Genomic DNA, 21,900 nt, shown 5'->3' on the forward strand with positions numbered 1-21,900 from the left:
GTCACTCGGCGCCTAGGTGTCTAAACACTTAGGCGGATGCGGTGGCAATGAACTGACTGCGCTCTTTATCAATTGCGCGCAACATTTCGTCGACCCAGTGTTTGTGGTGCAACACGTAGAGGCCTTCATCTTCGGGGGAAGCGCCACTCAGCAGTGGTTTCATATCGATTGCCTGGGCATTTTCGTCAGCCCCTTCAACCCACTGTTTCGCGCCGCGAGAGAGGTCATTCCATTCCGCTAACGCACCGTTGTAGCCTTCTTGGCAAGCGCGGAACTCTTCAAGATCATCTGGGGTGCCCATACCAGAGACGTTAAAGAAGTCTTCATACTGGCGGATACGCACGGCGCGGTTTTCAGCCGACTCGCCTTTAGGAGCGAAGCAGTAGATGGTGACTTCGGTTTTGTTAACGTCGATGGGGCGCAACACGCGAATTTGCGTGGAGAACTGATCCATCAGGTAGACGTTAGGGTAGAGACACAGGTTACGCGTTTGGTTAACGATGGAATCTGCACGGGCGTCGCCCAGCTGCTCCTGAATCCACTCTTTTTGCTGATAGACCGGGCGCACTTCAGGGTTAAGCAGACGTGTCCACAGCATCATGTGGCCATTTTCGTAAGAGTAGAAACCGCCTTTACTCTTCGACCAGCCATCAGCGTCCACCGCTTTGGTGCCGCCTGCATCGTAGTTACGACGCTCCATGGTGGAGGCATAGTTCCAGTGCACTGAGCTTACGTGGTAGCCATCGGCACCGTTTTCAGCCTGGAGTTTCCAGTTTCCTGAATAGGTGTAAGAGGATGTGCCACGCAGAATTTCCAAGCCTTCCGGTGCTTGATCAACGATATTATCGATAATCTTGGTGGTTTCGCCCAGATGTTGCTCAAGAGGCTGAACATCCGCACTCAAACTGCCGAACAGGAAGCCTTTGTAGTTTTCAAAGCGAGGCAGGCGTTTCAGGTCATGGGAGCCATCTTCTTTAAAAGAGTCGGGGTAGGCACCGACCTTCTCGTTTTTGGCTTTCAGTAACTTGCCGTCGTTCTTAAACGTCCAGCCGTGGAACGGGCAGGTAAAGGTGCCTTTGTTGCCGCGCTTGCGGCGACACAGCGTCGCGCCACGGTGAGCACAGGCATTAATCAGTCCATGTAGCTCGCCCTGTTTGTCACGGGTGATAATCACCGGCTGGCGGCCCATAGTGACGGTCATGTAGTCGCCCGGCTCAGCGATTTGGCTTTCGTGGGCCAAAAACAGCCAGTTGCCTTCAAAGATATGCTTTAGCTCGAGTTCAAAGAACTCAGGGTCAGTAAACATACTGCGATGGCAGCGAAAAACACCGTTCTCTGGTTCGTCTTGTACGGCACCGCGCACGCGGGCTTCGAGCTGATCAAGCTTCGTGGTCATGATCTCTCTCCTGGTAGTTATCGGTCTTATCGCAGCGGGCCTAGGGGCTGGCCCGCGTTCATCAGGATGGGGGGTTATACCTTGGCAGTACCGGCCAACTGGCTGGCTTGATCAGCCTCGTTTTCTTTAGCGCGTGGGCGGGCGTGGCGTGTTTGCAGCTCAGCGGCGTCAGTCTTGTTGAGCTCAATATCGAACACAACTTCTGAGAACGGGCCGTCTAGCTCGCGCTGGGCGATGGTGTTTTTATCGTCGATCTTGTTCGCTGGAACGACTAGCTCTTCACGCGTGGCAAAAGCGAAATCATCAAAGGTGTAGGGGTCACCAGCGAGATTAATCTGGGTTGTCAGGTGCTGATGGCCCGGTGCAGAGACAAAGTAATGGATATGGGCAGGGCGCTCGCCATGACGACCGAGTGACTTCAACACGACATCCGTTGGGGCACCTTCAGGAACGCCATAACCAGAAGGGATAATGCTGCGCGCAGTGTAGCGGCCTTGCGCATCGGTATAGATGGTACGGCGCAGGTTGTACTCGCTCTGCGCCTCATCAAAGAAGGAGTAGCCGCCTTTGGAATTGGCGTGCCAGATTTCGACCTTAGCCCCCTTGACTGGCTGCCCGTCCACATCACGTACCTGGCCGGTTAACCACATGGTCTCGCCGTCGTTATCCTGGCCGTCGTCCATGCGCGCAAAGCCTTCTTCTTCTGGGGCGCCAGCCACGTAAAGCGGCCCTTCGATAGTGCGCGGTGTACCTCCAGTTCGCTTGGCTTCAGCGTCGATGGCGTCTTGGCGCATATCAAGGAAGTGGTCAAATCCTAGCCCAGGCGATAGCAAACCGAACTGTGTTTGGTTGCCCAAAGCGTTAAGCAGATTAACAGCAGCCCAGTACTCTTCTTCAGTGACGTTAAAATCGTCAATCAGCTTGAACAGATCGGACACCAAGCGATGAACAATCTGTTTGGCGCGATCATTGCCACCCGTTTGGTCGAAACCAGCAATGGTCTTTAAAAAGTTCTGTACGTCTGGTGTGTCAAAAATCTTCACGGTCATGGTGACATCCTCAGTTTGTTATAGGCTATTGTTTTATTAATAAGAACTGGCGTATTACTTGGGTAATCAGCGGTCGTCTTCACGTACTGAAGAGGGGTGACGACACAGCGGCTTGACGCTAATTTCCATATAAGGAAACAGCGGCAAATTGCTGATCAGTTCTTGCAGCTCGGCGTTGTCTTCAACATCAAAAATACTGATATTTGAGTAGCTACCCGCTACCCGCCACAGGTGGCGCCATTTGCCTTGGCGCTGTAGGTTTTGGGCATACGCCTTTTCAGTGGCCTTAATATCCGCTGCCTGCTCTGCTGGCATATCGGTCGGCAGCTTGACGGTCATCTCTACCTGGAACAGCATAAATTTCTCCTCTTCAGCCGCGCGCAGATGCCAACATCGACTGGCAAATTTTTACTTATGCGGCATGTAGTTGCGACGGATAGTTGCGTGGCTTTAATCGGGTTACTGACGTGAGTAGTAAGCCAATTTCTCTTCATCCAAGGTGATGCCCAACCCTGGCCCTTGGGGCAACGTCACCCCAAACTCGGTGTAGTTAAGTGACTTAACGACAATGTCGTCTTTCAGCAGCAGCGGTCCGAACATTTCAGTGCCCCAAGTCATTTCTGGTAGCGTTGCCCAGGCATGTAGTGAAGCGGCCGTTCCAATGGTGCCCTCCAGCAAGGTGCCGCCGTATAAGCCAACGCCCGCGGCTTGCGCCACATGCGCCAGTTCCAACACACCATGGATTCCACCAGACTTGGCAATTTTTAACGCGAAGGCACCGCTGAACCCGCCGCTCACAAGATCGAGTCCGTCGCGGGCATCCTGCACGGCTTCATCTGCCAGCATCGGCACGTTAAAACGGTTCGCTAGGCGAATAAGCCCTGCATGTTCACGGGCAGGTATGGGCTGCTCAATTAACTCGATACCGGCATCCTGTAGCGCTTGAATGCCACGCACTGCGGTGGATTCGTCCCACGCTTGGTTTACGTCAACGCGTACACTGGCGCGATCACCTAATGCTTGTTTAATAGCTGCGACGTGACCTACGTCTTGGTCGAGTGAATTAGCACCAATTTTTAATTTAAAATCGCAGTGACGTCGCTGCTCTAAACGCAGCTGCGCTTCATCGATATCCTTGGCGGTATCGCCGCTGGCTAATGTCCACAGCACAGGCAAATGTTCCTGCCGAGCGCCGCCAAGCAATTCAGCAACGCTTAAGCCCAAACGTTTGCCTTGTGCATCCAGGAGTGCCGTTTCCAACGCTGACTTAGCAATCATGTTGCCGCGTGCATGGCGGTTCAGGCGGGAGCGCAGCTGGTGGATATTGCTAGATGACTGGCCGACAAGAAGCGGCGCCAAATAGATATCGATATTGCGCTTAATGCTTTCAGGGCTTTCCGGGCCGTAGGCCAGGCCACCAATGGTGGTGCCTTCACCAATTCCTTCGATACCATCGGAGTGGCGCATGCGCACAATCACCATGGTTTGGCAGGCCATAGTGGTCATTGAGAGCTTATGCGGACGAATCGTCGGCAAATCGACTAGCAGCGTCTCAATATGTTCGATGACAGTTGACATGGCAGCTCCAGCGTCTGGCGTTGTTTAACTAGGGGCAGTTTGGTGGCCGCCAGTTGTTAAAACCAATATTGTTTGAGTGCCTTGCCATACCGAGAAGGTATTGCTACCAGACGGCTAAATGCGCCTTTTTGTGCTGCTCAACGCTGTCTGTCTCGCCCTATGCGTGTGATAAAGCGCCACAGAGATAGACGTTTTTCAATGAGTTATCACCGTGCCGCCGAGCTAACCCTGCCAAAATAAAAAACGGCGCAGCGTTGCACTGCACCGTTGTCGGTGTTTGGCCTCTGACAATCCTATGACTAACGCCAGTCACGCCGGCTGCTGTCATCAGTACGCTGGAACCTGTCTCTTCTGTTGTCTGCTGTCAGCCGGTTGTTTTGCGACAAAAGCATAATGGTGGGCAGTCTTCGAAAACGTTGGGAGTTACCCATTTTCTACTTCTCCGCTTCTCCATTTCTCTAGTTCACCTTCTTTCCCTTGCTACTCTCTCCTCTCAACCGTTCTAAATAGTAGAATGGTCTATGTACTTTTAATCAATTTTATTATTATGTTAGCCTGCTTACAATCTCTCTCGTCGTCCAACAGCGATGAATAGTCATCGCAAATTTAGAGACGTTTTATTTAACGTGAGGTTAAAAGTTATGAAGTTAATCAATACAGTAGCAGCCGCCGCCCTAATTCTATTCTCTGGTGCAGCACTTGCCGAACGCGGCTCTGGTGAAGACAATCAAATCGCTTACCCTGACTCGTCAGCACAGCATCAAACAGATGCCACGACGTTCACTGCCTCTGAATTACCGATTAGGAATTCGAAGTAAGTAGAGGGGTTCATTATTCACTGAACGCAAACAGTTGGCGGGCCAAAAGGCCCGCCAATTGTTTATATAGGCAACGTTTATATAGGCAATTTTTATATAAGAAATGTTTATATAAACAGCGTTGTTGCTAAATCGATAAAATTCTTGAGTACGGGAGGCTCTTCTCCCGAACGCCATGCAAGCCATAGCGGCATGTCACAGGATGATAGTTCCTCTAACTCAATAAAAACGATACCCGACATCGGGTGGCAACGACTGGCAGCGGGCACAATCGCTAACCCTAGCCCAGCGGCCACCATACTAAGAATAGTCAGGTTATCAGCCCCATATTGCACTACGAGAGGCTCAAAGTTTAAGCGTGCAAAGTGTGCGACCACACGGTCGAAATAAACCGGTGAAATGCTGCGGTATCCCCATACAAACTCAGCGTCACAAAGCGCGGCTAAGCTTACGGGCGGCGACTCTGCCCATGATGATGAGGCGGGCACCGCCAGAACCAAATGATCGTGCTGCAACAGCTGCGCATCAATACCCGACGGCATGTCATCATCAAGATAAAGAATACCGACGTCGAGGCTGCCCTGCTGCAGCCTATCTAGCTGCGGCCCAGAAAGCAGCGGAAAGACATCTAGCGCTACCTTTGGGTAACGTTCCCGATAGCCGCCCATTAACTTGGCAACTTCCGGCAGCCATAGGTGCGTAACGGTCACCCCAAGACTCAGCTTGCCGGTTTGCCCACTCCCCAGGGCCAAGAGCCGCGCTTTAATATCTGAGCGCTCATCAAGTAACCGCGTGGCTTCGCTATACAGCGCCTTCCCCGCTACGGTTAAGTGAATACCACGGGCATGGCGATCTAACAGTTGTGTGCCAACACTCTCTTCTAGCAGGCGCATCTGCCGAGTTAACGCCGGTTGGGCGATATGCACACGTCGACTAGCCGCCGATATCGAACCCGTTTCTACTACCGCGATAAAGTACTCCAGCTGACGAAACTCCATCGGCGCACTAAGACCTCAGTTAACCCTTTGAATAATTAGGCAAGACCCGCGTGTCTTAACCTTTTCCCAATAGCTTCTTAAAAGCCATATCAATATGATATAGCCAGTATCTAAAATCTATATTTCTGGTATTGGTATTCTTATTTCATAGTGAACGGACAATCCATAACAAGACTCGTATGACGAGCAGGATATCCCATGAACAAAACCTACCACCTTCTTATTGGACTGCACTTTACTCTGTGCACCCTAGCAATGATTTGGCCTGGCGCATTAATCGCCAACCGTATCGAACCTACCGTGCTCGGCCTGCCCTTTCTGTTCTTCTGGTACATTTTATGGATGCTGGTGCTGTTTATCGGCATGTGGATTGCCTTCGTGATTCGCCACGGGGGTAGCCGCCATGAATGATTCACTAATTGTGGTTGGCATTACCCTCACCTATCTTGCCCTGGTACTTTGGGTTGGGCTACGTGCCCGAGGCCAACAAAACTCTAGTTTGGAAGGTTATGTGGCCGGTGGCCGTCATGTAGGCGTGGTCATACTGTTCTTTATTTTGGGAGCGGAAATTTTTTCTGCCTTTGCGTTTCTTGGCGCACCGGGCTGGGCTTACAAGCATGGTGCTCCCGGCTTCTATATTCTTGCCTACCTGTCGCTAGTGCCCATCACCATTTGGGCCATGGGGCCACGTGTGGCCAAACTAGGCCGCGAGCGCGGCTATCTCACCCAGGGCGATATGATTGCCGATCACTACAAAAGCAAATCGCTTGGCTTGCTGGCCGGGGTGATTGGTGTATTGGCCTTGGTGCCCTACCTGACGATTCAGATTGCCGGTGCCGGACTGCTGTTTCAGGCAGCAACCGACGGGCTGATCCCATTCTGGCTAGGCGCACTCCTCGCCTTTGTGGTCGTCGCTACCTATGTTTTTTGCAGCGGGCTAAATGGTATTGGTTGGACCAACCTGATCCAGGGCATCATGATGATCGCGATTGCCTGGTTCTTGGGGCTTAGCATCTCTGAACGCATTTACGGCGGCGTAGGCGAAATGTTCAGCCAAATCCAGCTGACCATGCCTGAATATCTGACGATGCCAGGCGCTACCGGCATGAACTGGGGCTACTTCAGCACCGCTGTATTGGTCAGCGCGTTTGGCGGTGCCATGTGGCCACACCTGTTTATGAAGTTCTACTCTGCTGATAGTGGCAGAACGCTGCGCAAGGTCAGCGTTTTCTACCCGCTTTACGCCTATCTGCTGGTACCTCTGCTATTTATCGGCTTTGCAGGCATTCTGGCCTTCGCCGACTCACCTTTAGAGCGTTCAGATACGGTACTGCTGCGTATGGTGATGGATGTAGCCAACTTCTCACCTTGGGTGATCGGCCTAATGCTTTCTGGCGCGCTGGCTGCAGCCATGTCGACCGGTTCCAACTTAGCGCATACCGCCGCAGTAGTGTTAGTGCGTGATGTAGTCGGCCCGACCGTCATGAAAGGGGCTAGCGAAAAAGCGATGGTCAGCGCTACTCGTTGGAGCGTTCTTGGTCTATCGCTCATTGCTTACCTATGCGCACTTGCCAACCCTTCATCGTTAGTACTGCTCTTGTTGGGTGCCTATGGCCTTATCGTGCAGCTTTTCCCTATGGTGCTTGGCGCGCTGTTTTTACCACAGCTACGTCGCAACAGTGTCATGGCAGGCGCGCTAGTGGGCAGTATTGCTTACCTGCTGATGGATTTTGTTTGGAGCTCCCCCCTCAATTGGCACGCGGGCGTTTGGGCAATGTTGCTTAATATCGCCGTTGTTGGGGTATGCCAGTGGCTCATTAAACCAGCCGTACCACCGGTAATTGCCGCCCAGCCTAGTGCTTCAACAACCTCAACTAATGCCCATTAAGTGCCTGGAGAACAGCATGACCATTCAGCTTGACTGTTTTACGTTCAAAAGCGCTATCCATACCCAGCTAGCAGCAACCATAGAGGATGTTAAAACGCTTTATCGACAGCTGCACCAACACCCAGAACTGCCTTTCCAGGAGCACAACACCAGTGCGCAACTCGCGCAATCTTTGGAAAGCCTTGGCTATCACGTGACTCGTAATGTTGGCGGTACTGGCGTGGTGGCACTGCTCAGGAATGGCGAAGGCCCAACGGTCATGCTGCGCGGTGATATGGACGCGCTTCCAATCAAAGAAGAAACCGGGCTGGCGTTTGCCAGCCAGGTCACCGCCGTTACGGAAAATGGCGCAGAAGTGCCGCTAATGCATGCCTGCGGACACGATCTACACAGCAGCTGCATTGTCGGCACAGCCGCTGTAATGGCAGGTCTGAAGGAGCACTGGTCAGGTACGTTGATGCTGATTTGCCAGCCTGCCGAGGAAATTTTTGGCGGCGCTAAAGCGATGCTTGAAGATGGGCTTTATACGCGCTTCCCCCGGCCAGATATCATTCTAGGCCAGCACAATATGCCCGCCCTTGCGGGCACCGTTGGCCATATCTCTGGTAGCGCCATGGCGGCGTGTACCAACTTAGCGGTTACTATTCACGGCGCAGGCGGACATGGTTCCATGCCCGCCCAAACGGTAGACCCTGTGGTGATTGCAGCCCATGTCGTTACTCGCCTACAGAGTATTGTCTCCCGAGAAGTGCCACCGGAAGAAACCGTGGTGGTCACCGTTGGTAAGCTCCATGCAGGCACTCAGGCCAATATCATCCCGCACATTGCTGAGCTTGAGATCAATATTAGAAGCTTTGATAACGCACTGCACCGTCAGGTAGTGGCGTCTATTGAGCGTATTATCCGCGCTGAGTGTGAGGCAGGCCGCACGCCTAAACCGCCAACCTTCCAAGTGCTCAACGAGACCATCGCTCTGCACAACGACCCGATGGCCGTTGAGCATGTGCGCCACGCCCACGCTGAGCATTTTGGTGTTGCTAATCTTTACGCTATGCCACGCCTTAATGGCAGTGAAGATTTCCCGCTGTTCGGCAACGCACAAGCAGGCGGCTTTAGCGGCGATGACATTCCCTATGTGTATTGGTTTATCGGTGCCACGCCTGCGGAGCGCTGGGCCAACACGCCAGGCGAAAATGTCTCACAGAAAATGCGCCATCTTGAGATGCCACACTCCCCCTACTACTTTCCTGGCAATGACGTAACGCTACGCACCGGCATTGAAGCGATGACAACCGGCGCGCTGGCTTATTTGTCCTAGAGCTAGTTGTCCTAGAGCTATTTTCCTAAACGTCGTCGCGGTAGTGGCAATGCCACTACCGCGATGGACGCTTGAGACAAGCAGCTAAGACGATTTTTTAATACGATTGTTTCAATCCAAGAATATCGCGCGCCTGCTGCCAAGTGGCCACTGGGCGCTGATACTTTTCACACAACGCGACAGTCCGTTCGACCAACGCTGCATTAGAGGGGGCTAGCGTATCGCGATCAAGACGCACATTGTCTTCAAGGCCTGTGCGAGTGTGCCCACCGGCAGCAATCGCCCACTCATTAACGACGTATTGATTAGCGCCGATACCTGCCCCACACCACTGGGCATCCGGTGCTAAGCGTTTGAGCGTTTCAATATAAAAATCAAACGTAGGCTTGTCCGCTGGCATGGAGTTTTTAACCCCCATTACAAACTGAACATAGAGCGGAGACGTAATGCTGCCTTGCTCTGCAAGTGCCACCGCCTGATGAATATGGGATAAATCGAACGCCTCGATTTCCGGCTTAACTGCGTAGGTGCGCATCTCGTCAGCGAGCCACTGCACCAGCTGTGGTGGGTTTTCATAGACACGTGTAGGGAAGTTATTCGACCCCACTGAGAGACTGGCCATATCCGGTGCCAATGGCAGCATGCCACCACGGGCTTCTCCTGCGCCAGAGCGCCCACCAGTGGAAAGCTGAATAATCATGCCAGGGCAATGCTGTTTAAGCCCTTCCATCAGGCGGCCAAATTTCTCAGGGTCTGAGGAGGGTGTTTGATCATCGTTACGCACATGGCAGTGGGCAATGCTTGCGCCAGCCTCGAAGGCTGCCTGAGTGCTTTCAATCTGCTCTGCAACGGTGATCGGCACTGCCGGGTTATCCTCTTTACGAGGTAAGCTGCCGGTGATGGCGACGCAGATAATACAGGGGTTAGACATGAGCCCCTCCTTGCTGAATCGGTAGCTGAGCGCTGACGCCGCTCGTTAAACCGGAAAGGTTAGTGAGAAACAGCGTGATCGGGCGTAGCAAACAGTGCCAGCAGCTTTTCCGCCAGCAGCGCCGGTGCCTCGACTGAGGGCACGTGACCGACGCCCTCAAGAAGGGTTAGCGCTGCACCATCGAGTTCGGCCGATAGTGCTTCCAGCGTTGATGGCGGCGTGGCCATATCTTCGCTGCCGCCAAGTAACTGCACCTTCACGCTCTTGCCGGTTTTTTTGCCGGTCAGCTTTCCGCAGAAGGTATCGCGGCCCAGCATTTCACACAGCTGTGCGTAGGACTCATCGTCGCCACGGCCCATTTGTACGCACCATCCTGCTTTCAGCGCCGGGCTTGCCTCAAACGCCGCGGGGGCAAACCAACGCGGCACAATTTCTTGAGCCATCGCCGCCAGGCCCTCATGACGAACCCTATCCGCGCGGGTGTTCCACAAATCTGTGTTGCCAATCACTGCGCCAGTATTGGTCAGCGTGATGGTCAACAAACGATCGCTGTGTTCAGCGATTAGCTGTTGACCCACCACGCCACCAATAGACGTGCCAACAAAGTGGAACTGCTCAGCGCCTGCCAATGCCACCAACGCCAGCGCCTCAGCGGCGAGATCAGCGGGCGAAAGTTGCTTACCGCTGACCGCCTGGCTGGCCCCATGGCCGGGTAAATCCCAGGTTAAAACACGGTAGCGCGGCAGCAGTGCGGGGATAATGTCGTCCCACACGGCTTGGCTCATGCCTAACGGATGTGCCAATACCACCAGTGGCTTCATTTCATCGCCAAGCAGCCGATAGGCGACGCTGCGATCATTCATCATTTGAAATGCCATACGGCCTCCGTTAAACGCGCTCAATCAACGTGGCAATACCTTGCCCAACACCCACACACATGGTGCACAGCGCATAGCGTTTACCTGTATTTTGAAGCTCGTGGGCGGCGGTCATTAGTAGCCGAGCGCCCGACATTCCCAAAGGGTGGCCCAATGCAATGGCACCGCCGTTTGGATTCACCCGCGGGTCATCGTCGTTAAGCCCAAGATCGCGCATGCAAGCAAGTGCCTGAGCGGCAAACGCCTCGTTAAACTCGAACACATCGATCTCGTCTATCGTGATTCCCGTACGCTTGAGCAACTTCTGTACGGCGGGCACTGGGCCGTAACCCATAATCCGCGGTTCAACCCCTGCTGTGGCCATACCGATAATTTTTGCCATCGGCGTCAGGCCGTGCTGTTTTACCGCCGCTTGGCTTGCCACCAGCATCGCCGATGCGCCGTCGTTAACGCCGGAGGCATTGCCTGCGGTCACGCTGCCGCCATCACGAAAGGGCGTCGGTAAAGCCGCCAATTTTGCCAAGGTAGTTTCGCGCAGGTGCTCATCCTGATCGAAGATCAGCGGTGCCTGCTTGCGGCGGGGAATGTCAATGGCGGTGATCTCTTGGGCGAAACGGCCCGCTTGCTGGGCACTCGCCGCTTTCTGCTGGGAACGCAGCGCGAAAATATCCTGGTCTTTCCGCGAGATACTGAATTGCTCGGCGACGTTTTCCGCCGTTTCTGGCATTGAATCAACGCCGTAGGATTTTTTCATTAGCGGGTTTATAAAGCGCCAGCCAATGGTGGTGTCTTCAATTTTTTGGCCGCGCGCGAAAGCGCTGTCGGCCTTGCCCATCACGTAAGGAGCCCGAGACATAGACTCGACGCCACCGGCCAAGGCCAGCTCCATTTCGCCCGCTTTAATGGCGCGAAACGCCGTACCAACGGCATCCATGCCTGAGCCACACAGGCGGTTTATGGTCGTGCCAGGTACGGAGGTCGGGATGCCCGCCAGCAGCGACGACATGCGTGCCACGTTGCGATTATCCTCCCCCGCCTGATTGGCACAGCCCATAAATACTTCATCAATGGCAGCAGGATCGAGATCCGGCGCTTGTGCCAACACCGCTTTAAAGATCGTCGCGGCCACATCATCGGGCCGCATGCTGGCCAAGGTGCCACCGAAGCGGCCAATGGCGGTGCGGCGCGGGTGGCATAAATAGACATCACTCATACAAAGCTCCTTATTCGCCCGCGTGGGCCCGCTCGGTGCGTGCTTTCAGTTCGCGCAATATGTCAAGCTCGTTGGCGTTCGGTTCCGGCGTGCTTTCCAGCTGTTCAGCAAAGCGAATATCCCAGCCGGTCGCATCGATCACTTGTTCACGAGTGACGCCAGGATGCAGCGACACCACCACCAGCTCTTTGGTATCTGGGTCGGGCTTCATCACGCACAGGTCGGTAATGACCCGTGTGGGGCCTTTACCAATATTAGGAACGTTGTCGCGCCCCTTGCCGTCACGGCCAAACCCGAGTGTGGTGACGAAGTCGACATCTTTCACAAAAGCACGCTTGGAGTGCTTGAGAGTAATAAAGACTTCACCGGCATTAGTGGCAATTTCAGGCGCACCGCCACCGCCTGGCAGGCGAACCTTGGGCGCTTTGTAATCGCCAATCAGCGTAGTGTTGAGGTTGGCAAAACGATCAATTTGCGCGGTGCCTAAAAAGCCCACATTGACTTTCCCACCCTGCAGCCAATAGCGGAACATTTCCGGCACGGCCACCGTGGTTAGCGCTGACTCACACAGCTCGCCGTCACCAATCGAGAGCGGCAGAATGTCAGGCTTGGTTTGCAGGGTGCCAGACTCATAAATCAGCACTACCTCAGGCGCATGCGTTAAGCGCGCCAGGTTAGCGGCTTCAGAAGGTAGTCCAATACCCACAAAGCAGGTCATGCCATTTTCCAACGCACGGGCTGCCGTCACGGTCATCATTTCAGAAGAGGTGTAACTCATCAGGCTTGGCCTCCCGCAGGGTTGTTGTCAACGCGGTATACGTTGTCGTCGAGCCACTGGGTGAACGTATCGCGGTCACGCGCAATGGCATCCCACTCTTTATAGAAGCGGTTACTGCGACCGTAGTAGCCATGGGTATACGAAGGCAGCGCGCCCTTTTCTGCCACGGCAACGGCACTAATCGCCCAGCCAGGAATCACGCAGGCATTGGGGTGGGCGTTCAGGTCATCGACAATCTCTTCCACGGTGACAACGCTGTGCTTAGCAGCCAGCACCGCCTCTTTCTGTACGCCCACAATACCTTCCACCAGCACATTACCCTGACGATCTGCCCGCTGGGCGTGAATGATCGACACATCTGGCCGCACCGAGGGCACTGCCGCTAGGCGTTCGCCGGTAAACGGGCACTCAATAAATTTGATTTGATCGTTCACGCTCGGCAGCTCGCTACCCACATAGCCACGCAGCACAGCCAGGGGCAGGCCAGCGGCCCCGGCTTCAAACGCGCAGGCCATCGCCGCATGGCTGTGCTCTAAAATTTCAATTTTTTGCGGCCAGCCTTTCTCAACCGCATCACGCAGGCGGTGAAGTGAGCCAACCCCTGGGTTACCACCCCAGGAAAAAATCACTTTCTTAGCGCAGCCCGCGCCGATCAACTGGTCATAAATGATATCGGGGGTCATGCGGATCAGCGTTAGGTCGCGCTTTTTCTGGCGAATAACTTCGTGACCCGCGGCAAACGGAATCAGGTGGGTAAAGCCTTCCATGGCAACGGTAGCGCCGTCGTCGACGTAGCGTGCTACCGCGTCATGCAAGCTGAGAAACTCGGCCATGATAGGTGCCTCTTCGTTGATAATTGCCTTTTTAAAGGCCTTTATTCGCATAACGAACATATATTCTCTTTGCGAACAAATTAATCCTCAAGCGCCCACAAGTCAACTCCGATTTGTCGCTGGGTTTTATTAACGAGCGTTGTCACTTATTGTTCGCCATTCGAACAAAGTGTTATTTTCACGCCTCATTTCCCCATCGACGCAGCAGAGACCCTGATGAGCAATGCCTTACCAGAAGATGTTTTAAAACCAACGGATCGTGATTTTGTTGCGGCGCTGGCCAGCGGGCTGGAGGTCGTGATGGCGTTTGATGAGACGCACACGCGAATGACGCTCAGCGAAGTCGCCGAGCGCACAGGGATGAATCGAGCCAAAGCTCGGCGGTTTTTACTGACGCTCCACGCCCTTGGCTATGTGCGTAAGCAGCAGCGCTACTTCGAGCTAACCCCTAAGGTACTGCAGCTGGGGTACTCGTATTTAGCGTCTAATAATTACCGGGGGGTCATACAGCAGTATCTGGAGGAGATTACCCGCCAGTGCGGCGAATCCTCATCGCTGGGGGTACTCGACGGTGACGACGTTATCTACTTGGCCCGCTCAGCCGCCCCACACCGTTTAATGGCAATCACCCTTTCAGTAGGCACTCGCCTACCGGCGGCTTATACCTCCATGGGCAGAGTGCTACTTGCCCAGTTGTCGGATAGTGAGTTGGATAACTACCTGAGCCAGCTCACCTTAACGCGCCATACCGACAAAACCATTACCGATCCCGCAGCACTGAAAGCAGCGATACAACAAGCACGAGAACAGGGCTACGCGATCACCGATCAGGAACTGGATTCCGGCCTGCGCTCAATAGCAGTACCGGTATTTGATACCCACGAAAAGCTGATTGGCGCGATTAACATCAGTACCAATGCAGCCCGTGTGGAGTTGTCGACACTGCTGGAAACGTATCGACCGCTATTGATGGAAAAAGCACAGCTCATCCGCCAGTCGGTGAGTGTGTGAGCTCCATTCCAGAGGCCTTCGCCTGTGCAATCTGCTGCTGTACCAGATCCCGCTCACGCTCCAGTTCACGGCGCAGTTCTTCTTCCGTCGGTAGATAAGGATGGTATTTAGCGGCAAACATCTGTGCGCTGTCGGTTAGTACCGAGTATTTCACCACCGCTTCGCTTTTCTGGCTGCACAAGATAAGACCAATGGTGGGATTGTCGTCTTGCTCTTTGTAATGCTGATCGTAGATGCGGATATAGCTATCCATCTGCCCCACATCCTGATGGGTAAGCTTGCCTAGCTTGAGATCCACCAGAAGAAAGCATTTGAGTTTGAAGTTATAGAACACCAGGTCGATATAAAAGTCCTGGTCTTCAGTGGTGAGGCGCTGCTGGCGGGCGACAAAGGCAAAGCCTTTGCCTAGTTCGAGCAAAAAAGCTTGTAGGTTATCAATCAGACCGCGTTCAAGATCCGCTTCCAGATAGCGCTCGGCAGGCAGGTCGAGAAAGTCCAGAATATAAGGGTCACGCAGGTAGTGTCGGGCGTCCTGTTGGGCTAACGGGCGCGTAAGCGTCTCGGCCTCCTGCTCGACCGCTGTACGATCCTGACTGCTCAGCAGCCGCTCGTAATACAGCGTACTGATCTGGCGCTCCAATGCTCGACTGCTCCAATGCTGGCTTGCCGCTTCTGCCATGTACCACTCTCTGGCCTGAAGGTTATCAATCCGCAGCAGAATACGATAATGCGTCCAGCTCAAATCGGTACGCAGTGCGTTCCGATTTGGAAACGCCAGATAAAACGCACGCATATTGCGCAGGTTTCTAACATCAAAGCCCTTGCCAAACTCACGGGTCAGTTCGCCGGAGAGTCGCTGAAGCTGCTGTTTGCCATAGGCAGCGCGGGAGTCGCCTTGCTGCTCGTCTTCCACAATCAGGCGGCCTATCTGCCAGTAGGTCTGCACCATGGTGCTGTTGACCGCCTGCACCACCTGCTGGCGGGCAGTGGCAACCAGCTCGCGGATCTCAGACACCAGCCGGGGGCTGAGATCCGCCTGCGATTCCTTGTCTTTTTCAGGCACCATAACCAAGCTCCTTTATGTAGCCACCCACCTGCTCATTCAGTTTTGCAATCTCGCTTTCAATCTCCTTCTGCAACGTAAGCCTAACCGAGCCCTGGCTTAGTGGGTAGTTCTTACCTATCACCCAGTGGTTGCCTGTCCAAGCCAGCAATGAAAAAAATCCAATCTGGTCATATTAGCGCTGGGGCAACCTGTCATTGCCCGTGAGACCTGCCGAGAATATGCCCACACAAGGAAACAAAATCTGTCATTTGCACTGCCGAGTAAACGACGGGTGCCCTTGTTAACGCAGACTCACTACGCCCAACAACACCGACTATTTAGCGTGGTGGCGTGGAGATACCCACAACACAACAAGATTTCTAAGGTGACCTCATGGACAACACTCGACTCAAAGGTAAACACTGCCTGATTACTGGCGCAGCTCGCGGCATGGGCGCTGCCGTTGCCGAACACTATGCTGCCCAAGGTGCAAAGGTATGTGTGGCGGATATCAATCTTGAAGGGTGCGAGGAAGTGGCTGCACGTATCAAGGCTAACGGCGGTGAAGCCATTGCGGTCAAACTTAACGTTACTGATCGGGCCGATGTTCAAGCCGCAGTTAAAGCCACCGTTGACGCCTTTGGTAGCCTGAACGTGATGGTCAATAATGCGGGTATCAACAAGCCATTAATGTTCCTGGATATTACCGAAGAAAACTGGCACCAAATCATGGATGTTAATGCGCTGGGCTGTCTGCTCGGTATGCAGGAAGCGGCCAAGCAGATGATTGATCAGGGCAAGGAAAACGGCCCCTATAAAATTATTAACGTAGGCTCGATTCTGTCTCGTCAGGCGTTTGACGACGTGGTGCCCTACTCATGCAGCAAACATGCGGTACTGGCAATGATTAACGGCGGCGCCAAGGCGCTGGTCGACCACAATATTACCGTTAACGGCTATGGCCCTGGTGTGGTGCGCACCGAACTGTGGGAACAGCTTGATAAAGACTTGGTCAGCATCGGTAAGTTTGAAAAACAGGGTCAGTCGATGGACGAGCTTGCTGAGAAGATGATTCTAATGAAGCGCTACTCCTACCCGGAAGACGTGGTCGGCACCGCCTCTTTCCTAGCCAGCGCTGAATCTGATTACATGACCGGCCAGCTACTGATGATTGATGGCGGCATGATCATGCAGTAACTATCATTCGGGAATGAGGGAATGGCCCCGCCAAACCGTCATTCCCGCATGCCCTTAGCAGGAATCCATGTTGGTTTTAGTACTCAGATTTCAGCGGGAAAGGTCAAGGTGGATTCCCGATAACCCCACTCGGGAATGACGAGGGCCGGTGGTTGATTCGGGAATGACGAGGTAGTGGCTCACTAGGGAATGACGGGAATGGCCCCGCCAAACCGTCATTCCCGCATGCCCTTAGCGGGAATCCATGTTGATTTTAGTACTGAGACTTCAGCGGGAAAGGTCAAGGTGGATTCCCGATAACCCCACTCGGGAATGACGAGGGACTCCTTCGGGAATGACGCAGTGGTGGCTCACGGCGGAGTGACGGGGACGGCCCCGCCAAACTGTCATTCCCGCATGCCCTTAGCGGGAATCCATGTTGACCTAGTACTCAGACTTCAGCGGGAAAGATCAAGGTGGATTCCCGATAACCCCGCTCGGGAATGACGAGGAGTGGTTGATTCGGGAATGGTCCGCCAAACCGTCATTCCCGCATGCTTTTAGCGGGAATCCATGTTGACCTAGTATTGAGACTTCAGCGGGAAAGATCAAGGTGGATTCCCGATAACCCCGCTCGGGAATGACGAGGAGTGGTTGATTCGGGAATGGTCCGCCAAACCGTCATTCCCGCATGCCCTTAGCGGGAATCCATGCTGGTTTTTGTCCGTGTCATCCGTGAGTGTCCGTGGCCGGCCTTAGTAATGCCCCTTTTCGCGCATCACCTTATCGGCGCGTTCCTGAGCTATGGAAAGCGCCTTCTTGATTGAGCGGCGGCCATCCAGCACTTCGAAGATCTCATTACCTGCAATGCTGATCAGCTCGGTAATACCCGGCACGGGTGGGCGCGGCCAGGCCTGTAAAATATCCTTCTTTGCCATGTCATCGACAATCTCAATCAGCGGTGAGAGCGCCGCGACTTCCGGGTCCTGGCTGACGCTGAAGCGCGGTGTCACCAGGCTACCGTTCATGATGTAAAGCTTGGACATATTAGGCGATGTCAGATGCTTTAGCGCCGTCCAGACTGCTTCAACTCGCTCCGGCGCCAGGTTGGCAGGAATCACCAGCGCATAGCCACCAATCGGTGTGATGGCCCGCCCATGATTGCCCACCGGATGCGACAGATAGCCGGTATTACCATGAGCCGGTGACGTTTTATCAAACTCAATCAGCGGTGCCAATAAGGTGTAGCAGTAGGCCATGCTGGCTCCCCCCGAGGCGTAGGACTGCGCACGCTCATACCAGGACATAGTCAGGATATTCGGCGGGGAGTATTTCAACAGATCCAGCATGTACTCACAGGCACGGTAAGCGGCATCCGACTGAAACATGGGCCGCAGCTGCTGGCCTTTGGCGTGCTGAAAATCATAGCCCCCCAGGCATCTCGGCAGATCAATAATCGGCTGGCCGAACTTGGCCATCAGAAAGCTGAAGGTATGCCCCAGCGGTGTACCTCTGGCCGCATTCCAGGCAATGCCATAGCGCCCCTTGGCAGGGTCGTGCAGTTGCCTGGCCACCTTGACCAGCGCTTCCGTGGTGGTGGGTGGCGCTAACTGGGCGGCAGCGAAAATATCCTGGCGGTAGCAGAGCAGTTCAGGCGTAGTCTGCACCGGTATCCCATACTGGCTGCCCGCATAGCCTGAGCTCTGGATCGCCATAGGGTGGAAGTCAGACAAGTCATGGCCATCGCGCTGAATCAAGGAATCCAGTGGCATCAGGATACCACTGGCCGCCAGATCACCAAACCAGGGTAAATCGCAGGCGACAATGTCATAGCGTGATTTTGTCAGGCGCGCATTATCGTGGATATCTTCCAGCAGGTTATCGATCGAACGCGCCTTGTTGCGAATTTCTAGGCCAAAGATCGATTCCAGCTGGCGCTTCAGGTTGTGCATCGCCATGAATGTGGGGTCGGCATGGGCTAGCACCCGCAGACCGCCCTTCAATTCAAGTCGCGCAGAAAGTACCGCTGGCGTTGATATCACCGGCTGTGACGCTGACGCCCCTAAAAATATCTTGCTGGCTGACTCAGAGGCAGGGTCTATCCCGAACAGCGGCCCGAGGATTCCCTTGATACGCTCGGCATAGCGCTCCCACTCTTCAATCATTTCAGGCGATGGGTGCAGAGAAACGGTTTTGCCGGTTTTGGTTCTGGGCCGTGAGATAATCAGCCCACGCTGACGAATACTTTCGATGCCTCGTTTGGCCGTTCCATACGACAGCCCAGAAGCATCCGCCAGCGAGGTGGGCGTCGTCAGCCTGCCTGCCAGGTGATTACGCATCAGATGTAGCAGCATGCGCATTTCGCGATAGCCCGGCGACATGGTCAAGGTGCTTTCGGTTTCATCTTCCAGCTTTTCAATAAAATCAATAAAGCGGGCCAGCTCAGTATTGGATATTTTCGATACCGGCATTTGCGATAGTTTGTCGTAAGGCCCTTCAGGATTGACGTCATCTAACCCGGCTTGACCAGCCATCGGCGTATTTCTCATCACGGCCTCACTTAATTATTGTGCCGACAAAGGCCTGTTTTGCATTATTTAATGTATGCCATCCATGATAAGTCGAATCCCTAACAGAATCAGCAGGCAAAGAATGACCCGGAAAAACAGCTCGCCATCAATGCGTTTCTGAATCACCAGCCCCAACCGCACGCCTAACCACGCCACCGGCATCAACAACAAAGCGATGGTCAGATTATCAATATTCACTAGGCCCAGCAGTGTGTAAGGCACCAGCTTGACCAGGTTGGTAATCGCTAGAAACACCACGGCAGTGCCCAGAAACTGCTGCTTGGTCAGCTGGCACTGCAACAGGTAAAAATTCAGCGGCGGGCCGCCCGCATGGGCAATAAAGCTGGTGAAGCCTGCTATCCCGCCGCACAGCCGCCCCACCCAGCGAGGCATCAACTTGCCACGTAACGGTTTAAACAGCCCCCACAAGCCAAACAGTACCGAGAAAATACCCAACAGTAGTTTCAGCAGTGCTTCATCAAACCAGCCATAGGTGAAATAACCTACTCCAACACCTAATATCGCAGGTGGAAACATCAGCCACAATAAACGATCAACCCGCTGGCGCCACCACGCTTTTAGGCTAAAGATATCCATCACGATCAGCAGCGGCAGCATCACCGCCACGGCAAATGTTGGGCTTGCCTTGAGCGAGATCAACGGCACGGCCACAACGCCCACGCCACCGGCAAAACCTGATTTGGAAATACCGGTCAGCAGCACAGCGACGACCATCAGCAGAACAAATAACCAATCAATTGTCATGACACGCCTCTTTTATGCGCCGCAGTCTGTAGAAAAAAGCCTGTAGATAAAAAGTCTGCGGATAAAAAAAGAGGCCATGATCGTCACGGCCCCTTTTCGGATACTTGATTCTGTCACACGTTAATCGGAATGAATCCCGATTCACAGAATCTGGCAGACTTCCTCAAAGGCGAAGCGGTCGCCACGCGGGAACAGCGCTTCTGGATCGCCATAGCCCAGGTTGCACAGGAAGTTGCTTTTCACCTTGCCATCAGGGAAGAACTCTTCATCGACGGCAGCGTTGTTGAAGCCGGACATCGGGCCAGCATCCAGACCGAGTGCGCGAGCAGCCATGATCAGATAGCCGCCCTGAATCGAGCTGTTGCGGAAGGCGGTGGAGTGAATGAAGTCCGGTTTGCCTTCGAACAGTGATTTAGCATCTTTGTTGTGGGCAAACATGCGCGGCAAATGCTCATAAAACTCGGTATCAAAACCAATCACAGCCACCACTGGGGCTTTCATGGTCTTCTCCTGGTTACCTGGCAGCAGCGCTGGCTTCAAGCGTTCTTTAGCTTCGTCAGTAGTCAGGAAAATAATCCGCGACGGCTGACAGTTCATCGACGTAGGGCCAAAGTGCATCAAGTTATACAGTTCGCGCAGGGTGTCTTCACTTACCTCACGGTCCTGCCAAACGTTATGCGTACGTGCTTCAGTAAATAGCGTGGCGATAGCTTTTTGATCAATCGTTGTCATGTCATTTCCTCTTTCGGTTTAACCAGCTCAGTACGAGCCGGGCGTTCAGGGTGAGACGCTCAGGCCGTCTTTAAGCCGAAGTCGTAATGGAAGTAGCGGTAAGGGGTTTCCATCTGCCGGCCATCGGGTGCCTGTCCCGCTGGCTGCTGCGCAAACTCTTTGACCAGTGAATCTTTCACACCAAAGACCGCATCCGAATCGAGATAAGGATCGTCTTCAGCAAAAATCTGAGTCACCAGAGTTTCGTACCCTGGCGCCATCAGCATGAAATGCACGTGGGCAGGGCGATACGGATGGCGTCCGGTGATTTCGAGCATCTTGCCTACCGGCCCGTCGGTCGGAATCGGGTAAGGCGATGGCGTAACCGTCCAGAAGGCATAACGCCCCTGGTCGTCGGTGTGAAAGCGCGCGCGTAACGAGGCGCTTTCAAGCTCAGGCTTCTGGACGTCATAAAAGCCTTCACTGTCTGACTGCCAGACATCAATGGTGACATTCGCCAACGGCTTGCCCTGATCATCGTGAACATGGCCCTCAACAAATAACGGCTCACCTTCAACGCCCCAGTTGATGGCGTCGCCCTGGTTCGCCTGGGGAGGATCAGCGACGTAAAAAGGCCCCAGCACGGTGCTTTCGGTGATCTTGGGGTCACTGCTTGGGTGGTTAATGGCATCCACCAGCATGGTCACGCCGAGGGTGTCGGACAGCAGGATGAACTCCTGGCGCTCGTCATCGCATATCTGCCCGGTACGGGTCAGAAACTCAATCGCCTGGGTCCACTCTTGTTCAGTGGGCTGCACCTCGCGCAAATACGCATGCAGATGTTTTACCAAACCATTGAGCAAGGTTTTAAGCCGTTCGTCCTCACAGCTTGAAAATTCATCAATCACTGCCTGGGTAATATTGTCGGTGGTCAGGTTACGCAT

General features: G+C 53.9%; 21 protein-coding genes. 6 read left to right on the forward strand and 15 right to left on the reverse strand.

What is annotated here, in order from left to right:
• Nucleotides 1–28: 28 nt before the first annotated feature.
• The 4 genes from CR46_RS0105560 to CR46_RS0105575 all read right to left on the reverse strand — a co-directional run bounded on the left by CR46_RS0105560 (nt 29) and on the right by CR46_RS0105575 (nt 4,023).
• Nucleotides 29–1,396 (reverse strand): Rieske 2Fe-2S domain-containing protein, encoded by a 1,368-nt coding sequence (locus CR46_RS0105560; RefSeq protein ID WP_030070751.1) that lies wholly within the window; start codon nt 1,394–1,396, stop codon nt 29–31.
• Between the two features lie 74 nt (nt 1,397–1,470).
• Nucleotides 1,471–2,445: a catechol 1,2-dioxygenase gene (gene catA / locus CR46_RS0105565; protein ID WP_030070753.1), complete on the reverse strand. Its 975-nt coding sequence runs from the start codon at nt 2,443–2,445 to the stop codon at nt 1,471–1,473.
• A 66-nt stretch (nt 2,446–2,511) separates the two neighbouring features.
• On the reverse strand, nt 2,512–2,802 hold the full coding sequence (catC, locus tag CR46_RS0105570; protein ID WP_030070755.1) for a muconolactone Delta-isomerase: 291 nt from the start codon (nt 2,800–2,802) through the stop codon (nt 2,512–2,514).
• Between the two features lie 102 nt (nt 2,803–2,904).
• Nucleotides 2,905–4,023, reverse strand: a complete 1,119-nt coding sequence (locus CR46_RS0105575; RefSeq protein ID WP_030070757.1) for a muconate/chloromuconate family cycloisomerase — start codon at nt 4,021–4,023, stop codon at nt 2,905–2,907.
• Nucleotides 4,024–4,664: 641 nt separating this feature from the next.
• On the opposite strand from CR46_RS0105575, the gene CR46_RS18405 reads away from it, so the two are divergent.
• Nucleotides 4,665–4,841 (forward strand): hypothetical protein, encoded by a 177-nt coding sequence (locus CR46_RS18405; protein ID WP_198023697.1) that lies wholly within the window; start codon nt 4,665–4,667, stop codon nt 4,839–4,841.
• Between the two features lie 107 nt (nt 4,842–4,948).
• Here CR46_RS18405 and CR46_RS0105585 read toward each other — a convergent pair whose 3' ends face one another.
• Nucleotides 4,949–5,839, reverse strand: a complete 891-nt coding sequence (locus tag CR46_RS0105585; protein WP_030070759.1) for a LysR family transcriptional regulator — start codon at nt 5,837–5,839, stop codon at nt 4,949–4,951.
• Nucleotides 5,840–6,037: 198 nt separating this feature from the next.
• Here CR46_RS0105585 and CR46_RS0105590 point away from each other — a divergent pair, with 198 nt between their 5' ends.
• From CR46_RS0105590 to CR46_RS0105600, 3 genes are read left to right on the forward strand one after another with little or no spacing between them, the layout of a single operon-like run.
• Nucleotides 6,038–6,250, forward strand: a complete 213-nt coding sequence (locus tag CR46_RS0105590; RefSeq protein WP_030070761.1) for a hypothetical protein — start codon at nt 6,038–6,040, stop codon at nt 6,248–6,250.
• Entirely contained in the window at nt 6,243–7,727 is a 1,485-nt protein-coding gene (locus CR46_RS0105595) for a sodium:solute symporter family protein (RefSeq protein ID WP_030070763.1), read from the forward strand. The genes CR46_RS0105590 and CR46_RS0105595 overlap by 8 nt, the downstream gene beginning before the upstream one ends.
• A 16-nt stretch (nt 7,728–7,743) precedes the next feature.
• A complete protein-coding gene (locus CR46_RS0105600) occupies nt 7,744–9,045 on the forward strand; it encodes an amidohydrolase (RefSeq protein ID WP_030070765.1) in 1,302 nt (433 codons plus the stop codon).
• A 97-nt stretch (nt 9,046–9,142) separates the two neighbouring features.
• Here the strand turns inward: CR46_RS0105600 and CR46_RS0105605 are convergent, their stop codons facing one another.
• The 5 genes from CR46_RS0105605 to CR46_RS0105625 are packed head-to-tail and all read right to left on the reverse strand — an operon-like array spanning nt 9,143 to nt 13,678.
• Nucleotides 9,143–9,976, reverse strand: coding sequence for a 3-oxoadipate:acetyl-CoA acetyltransferase (locus tag CR46_RS0105605; protein ID WP_030070767.1), 834 nt, complete (start codon nt 9,974–9,976; stop codon nt 9,143–9,145).
• A gap of 59 nt (nt 9,977–10,035) precedes the next feature.
• Entirely contained in the window at nt 10,036–10,854 is an 819-nt protein-coding gene (locus CR46_RS0105610) for an alpha/beta fold hydrolase (protein ID WP_030070770.1), read from the reverse strand.
• Between the two features lie 10 nt (nt 10,855–10,864).
• A complete protein-coding gene (pcaF, locus tag CR46_RS0105615; RefSeq protein ID WP_030070773.1) occupies nt 10,865–12,067 on the reverse strand; it encodes a 3-oxoadipyl-CoA thiolase in 1,203 nt (400 codons plus the stop codon).
• Nucleotides 12,068–12,077: 10 nt separating this feature from the next.
• Nucleotides 12,078–12,845, reverse strand: coding sequence for a CoA-transferase subunit beta (locus tag CR46_RS0105620; RefSeq protein ID WP_030070775.1), 768 nt, complete (start codon nt 12,843–12,845; stop codon nt 12,078–12,080).
• Nucleotides 12,845–13,678 carry a CoA transferase subunit A gene (locus tag CR46_RS0105625; protein ID WP_030070776.1) on the reverse strand — a complete coding sequence of 278 codons (834 nt, stop codon included), beginning with the start codon at nt 13,676–13,678 and terminating at the stop codon, nt 12,845–12,847. Before CR46_RS0105625 ends, CR46_RS0105620 begins: the two co-directional genes overlap by 1 nt.
• A gap of 216 nt (nt 13,679–13,894) precedes the next feature.
• On the opposite strand from CR46_RS0105625, the gene CR46_RS0105630 reads away from it, so the two are divergent.
• Entirely contained in the window at nt 13,895–14,689 is a 795-nt protein-coding gene (locus CR46_RS0105630) for an IclR family transcriptional regulator domain-containing protein (RefSeq protein WP_030070778.1), read from the forward strand.
• Here the strand turns inward: CR46_RS0105630 and CR46_RS0105635 are convergent.
• Nucleotides 14,664–15,755: a PDDEXK nuclease domain-containing protein gene (locus tag CR46_RS0105635; RefSeq protein WP_051690119.1), complete on the reverse strand. Its 1,092-nt coding sequence runs from the start codon at nt 15,753–15,755 to the stop codon at nt 14,664–14,666. The genes CR46_RS0105630 and CR46_RS0105635 overlap by 26 nt on opposite strands.
• Before the next feature lie 372 nt (nt 15,756–16,127).
• On the opposite strand from CR46_RS0105635, the gene CR46_RS0105645 reads away from it, so the two are divergent.
• Nucleotides 16,128–16,931 carry an SDR family NAD(P)-dependent oxidoreductase gene (locus CR46_RS0105645; protein WP_030070782.1) on the forward strand — a complete coding sequence of 268 codons (804 nt, stop codon included), beginning with the start codon at nt 16,128–16,130 and terminating at the stop codon, nt 16,929–16,931.
• Between the two features lie 734 nt (nt 16,932–17,665).
• Here the strand turns inward: CR46_RS0105645 and CR46_RS0105650 are convergent.
• The 4 genes from CR46_RS0105650 to CR46_RS0105665 form a co-directional block, all read right to left on the reverse strand.
• Nucleotides 17,666–19,459: an ABC transporter substrate-binding protein gene (locus CR46_RS0105650; protein ID WP_232222346.1), complete on the reverse strand. Its 1,794-nt coding sequence runs from the start codon at nt 19,457–19,459 to the stop codon at nt 17,666–17,668.
• Between the two features lie 48 nt (nt 19,460–19,507).
• Entirely contained in the window at nt 19,508–20,245 is a 738-nt protein-coding gene (locus tag CR46_RS0105655; protein ID WP_030070786.1) for a sulfite exporter TauE/SafE family protein, read from the reverse strand.
• Between the two features lie 141 nt (nt 20,246–20,386).
• Complete coding sequence (locus tag CR46_RS0105660; RefSeq protein ID WP_030070787.1) at nt 20,387–20,977, reverse strand: malonic semialdehyde reductase; 591 nt, start codon at nt 20,975–20,977, stop codon at nt 20,387–20,389.
• Between the two features lie 59 nt (nt 20,978–21,036).
• A complete protein-coding gene (locus CR46_RS0105665) occupies nt 21,037–21,900 on the reverse strand; it encodes an intradiol ring-cleavage dioxygenase (protein WP_030070789.1) in 864 nt (287 codons plus the stop codon).

Source organism: Vreelandella neptunia, assembly GCF_000712975.1.
Classification (GTDB): Bacteria; Pseudomonadota; Gammaproteobacteria; order Pseudomonadales; family Halomonadaceae; genus Vreelandella; species Vreelandella qaidamensis.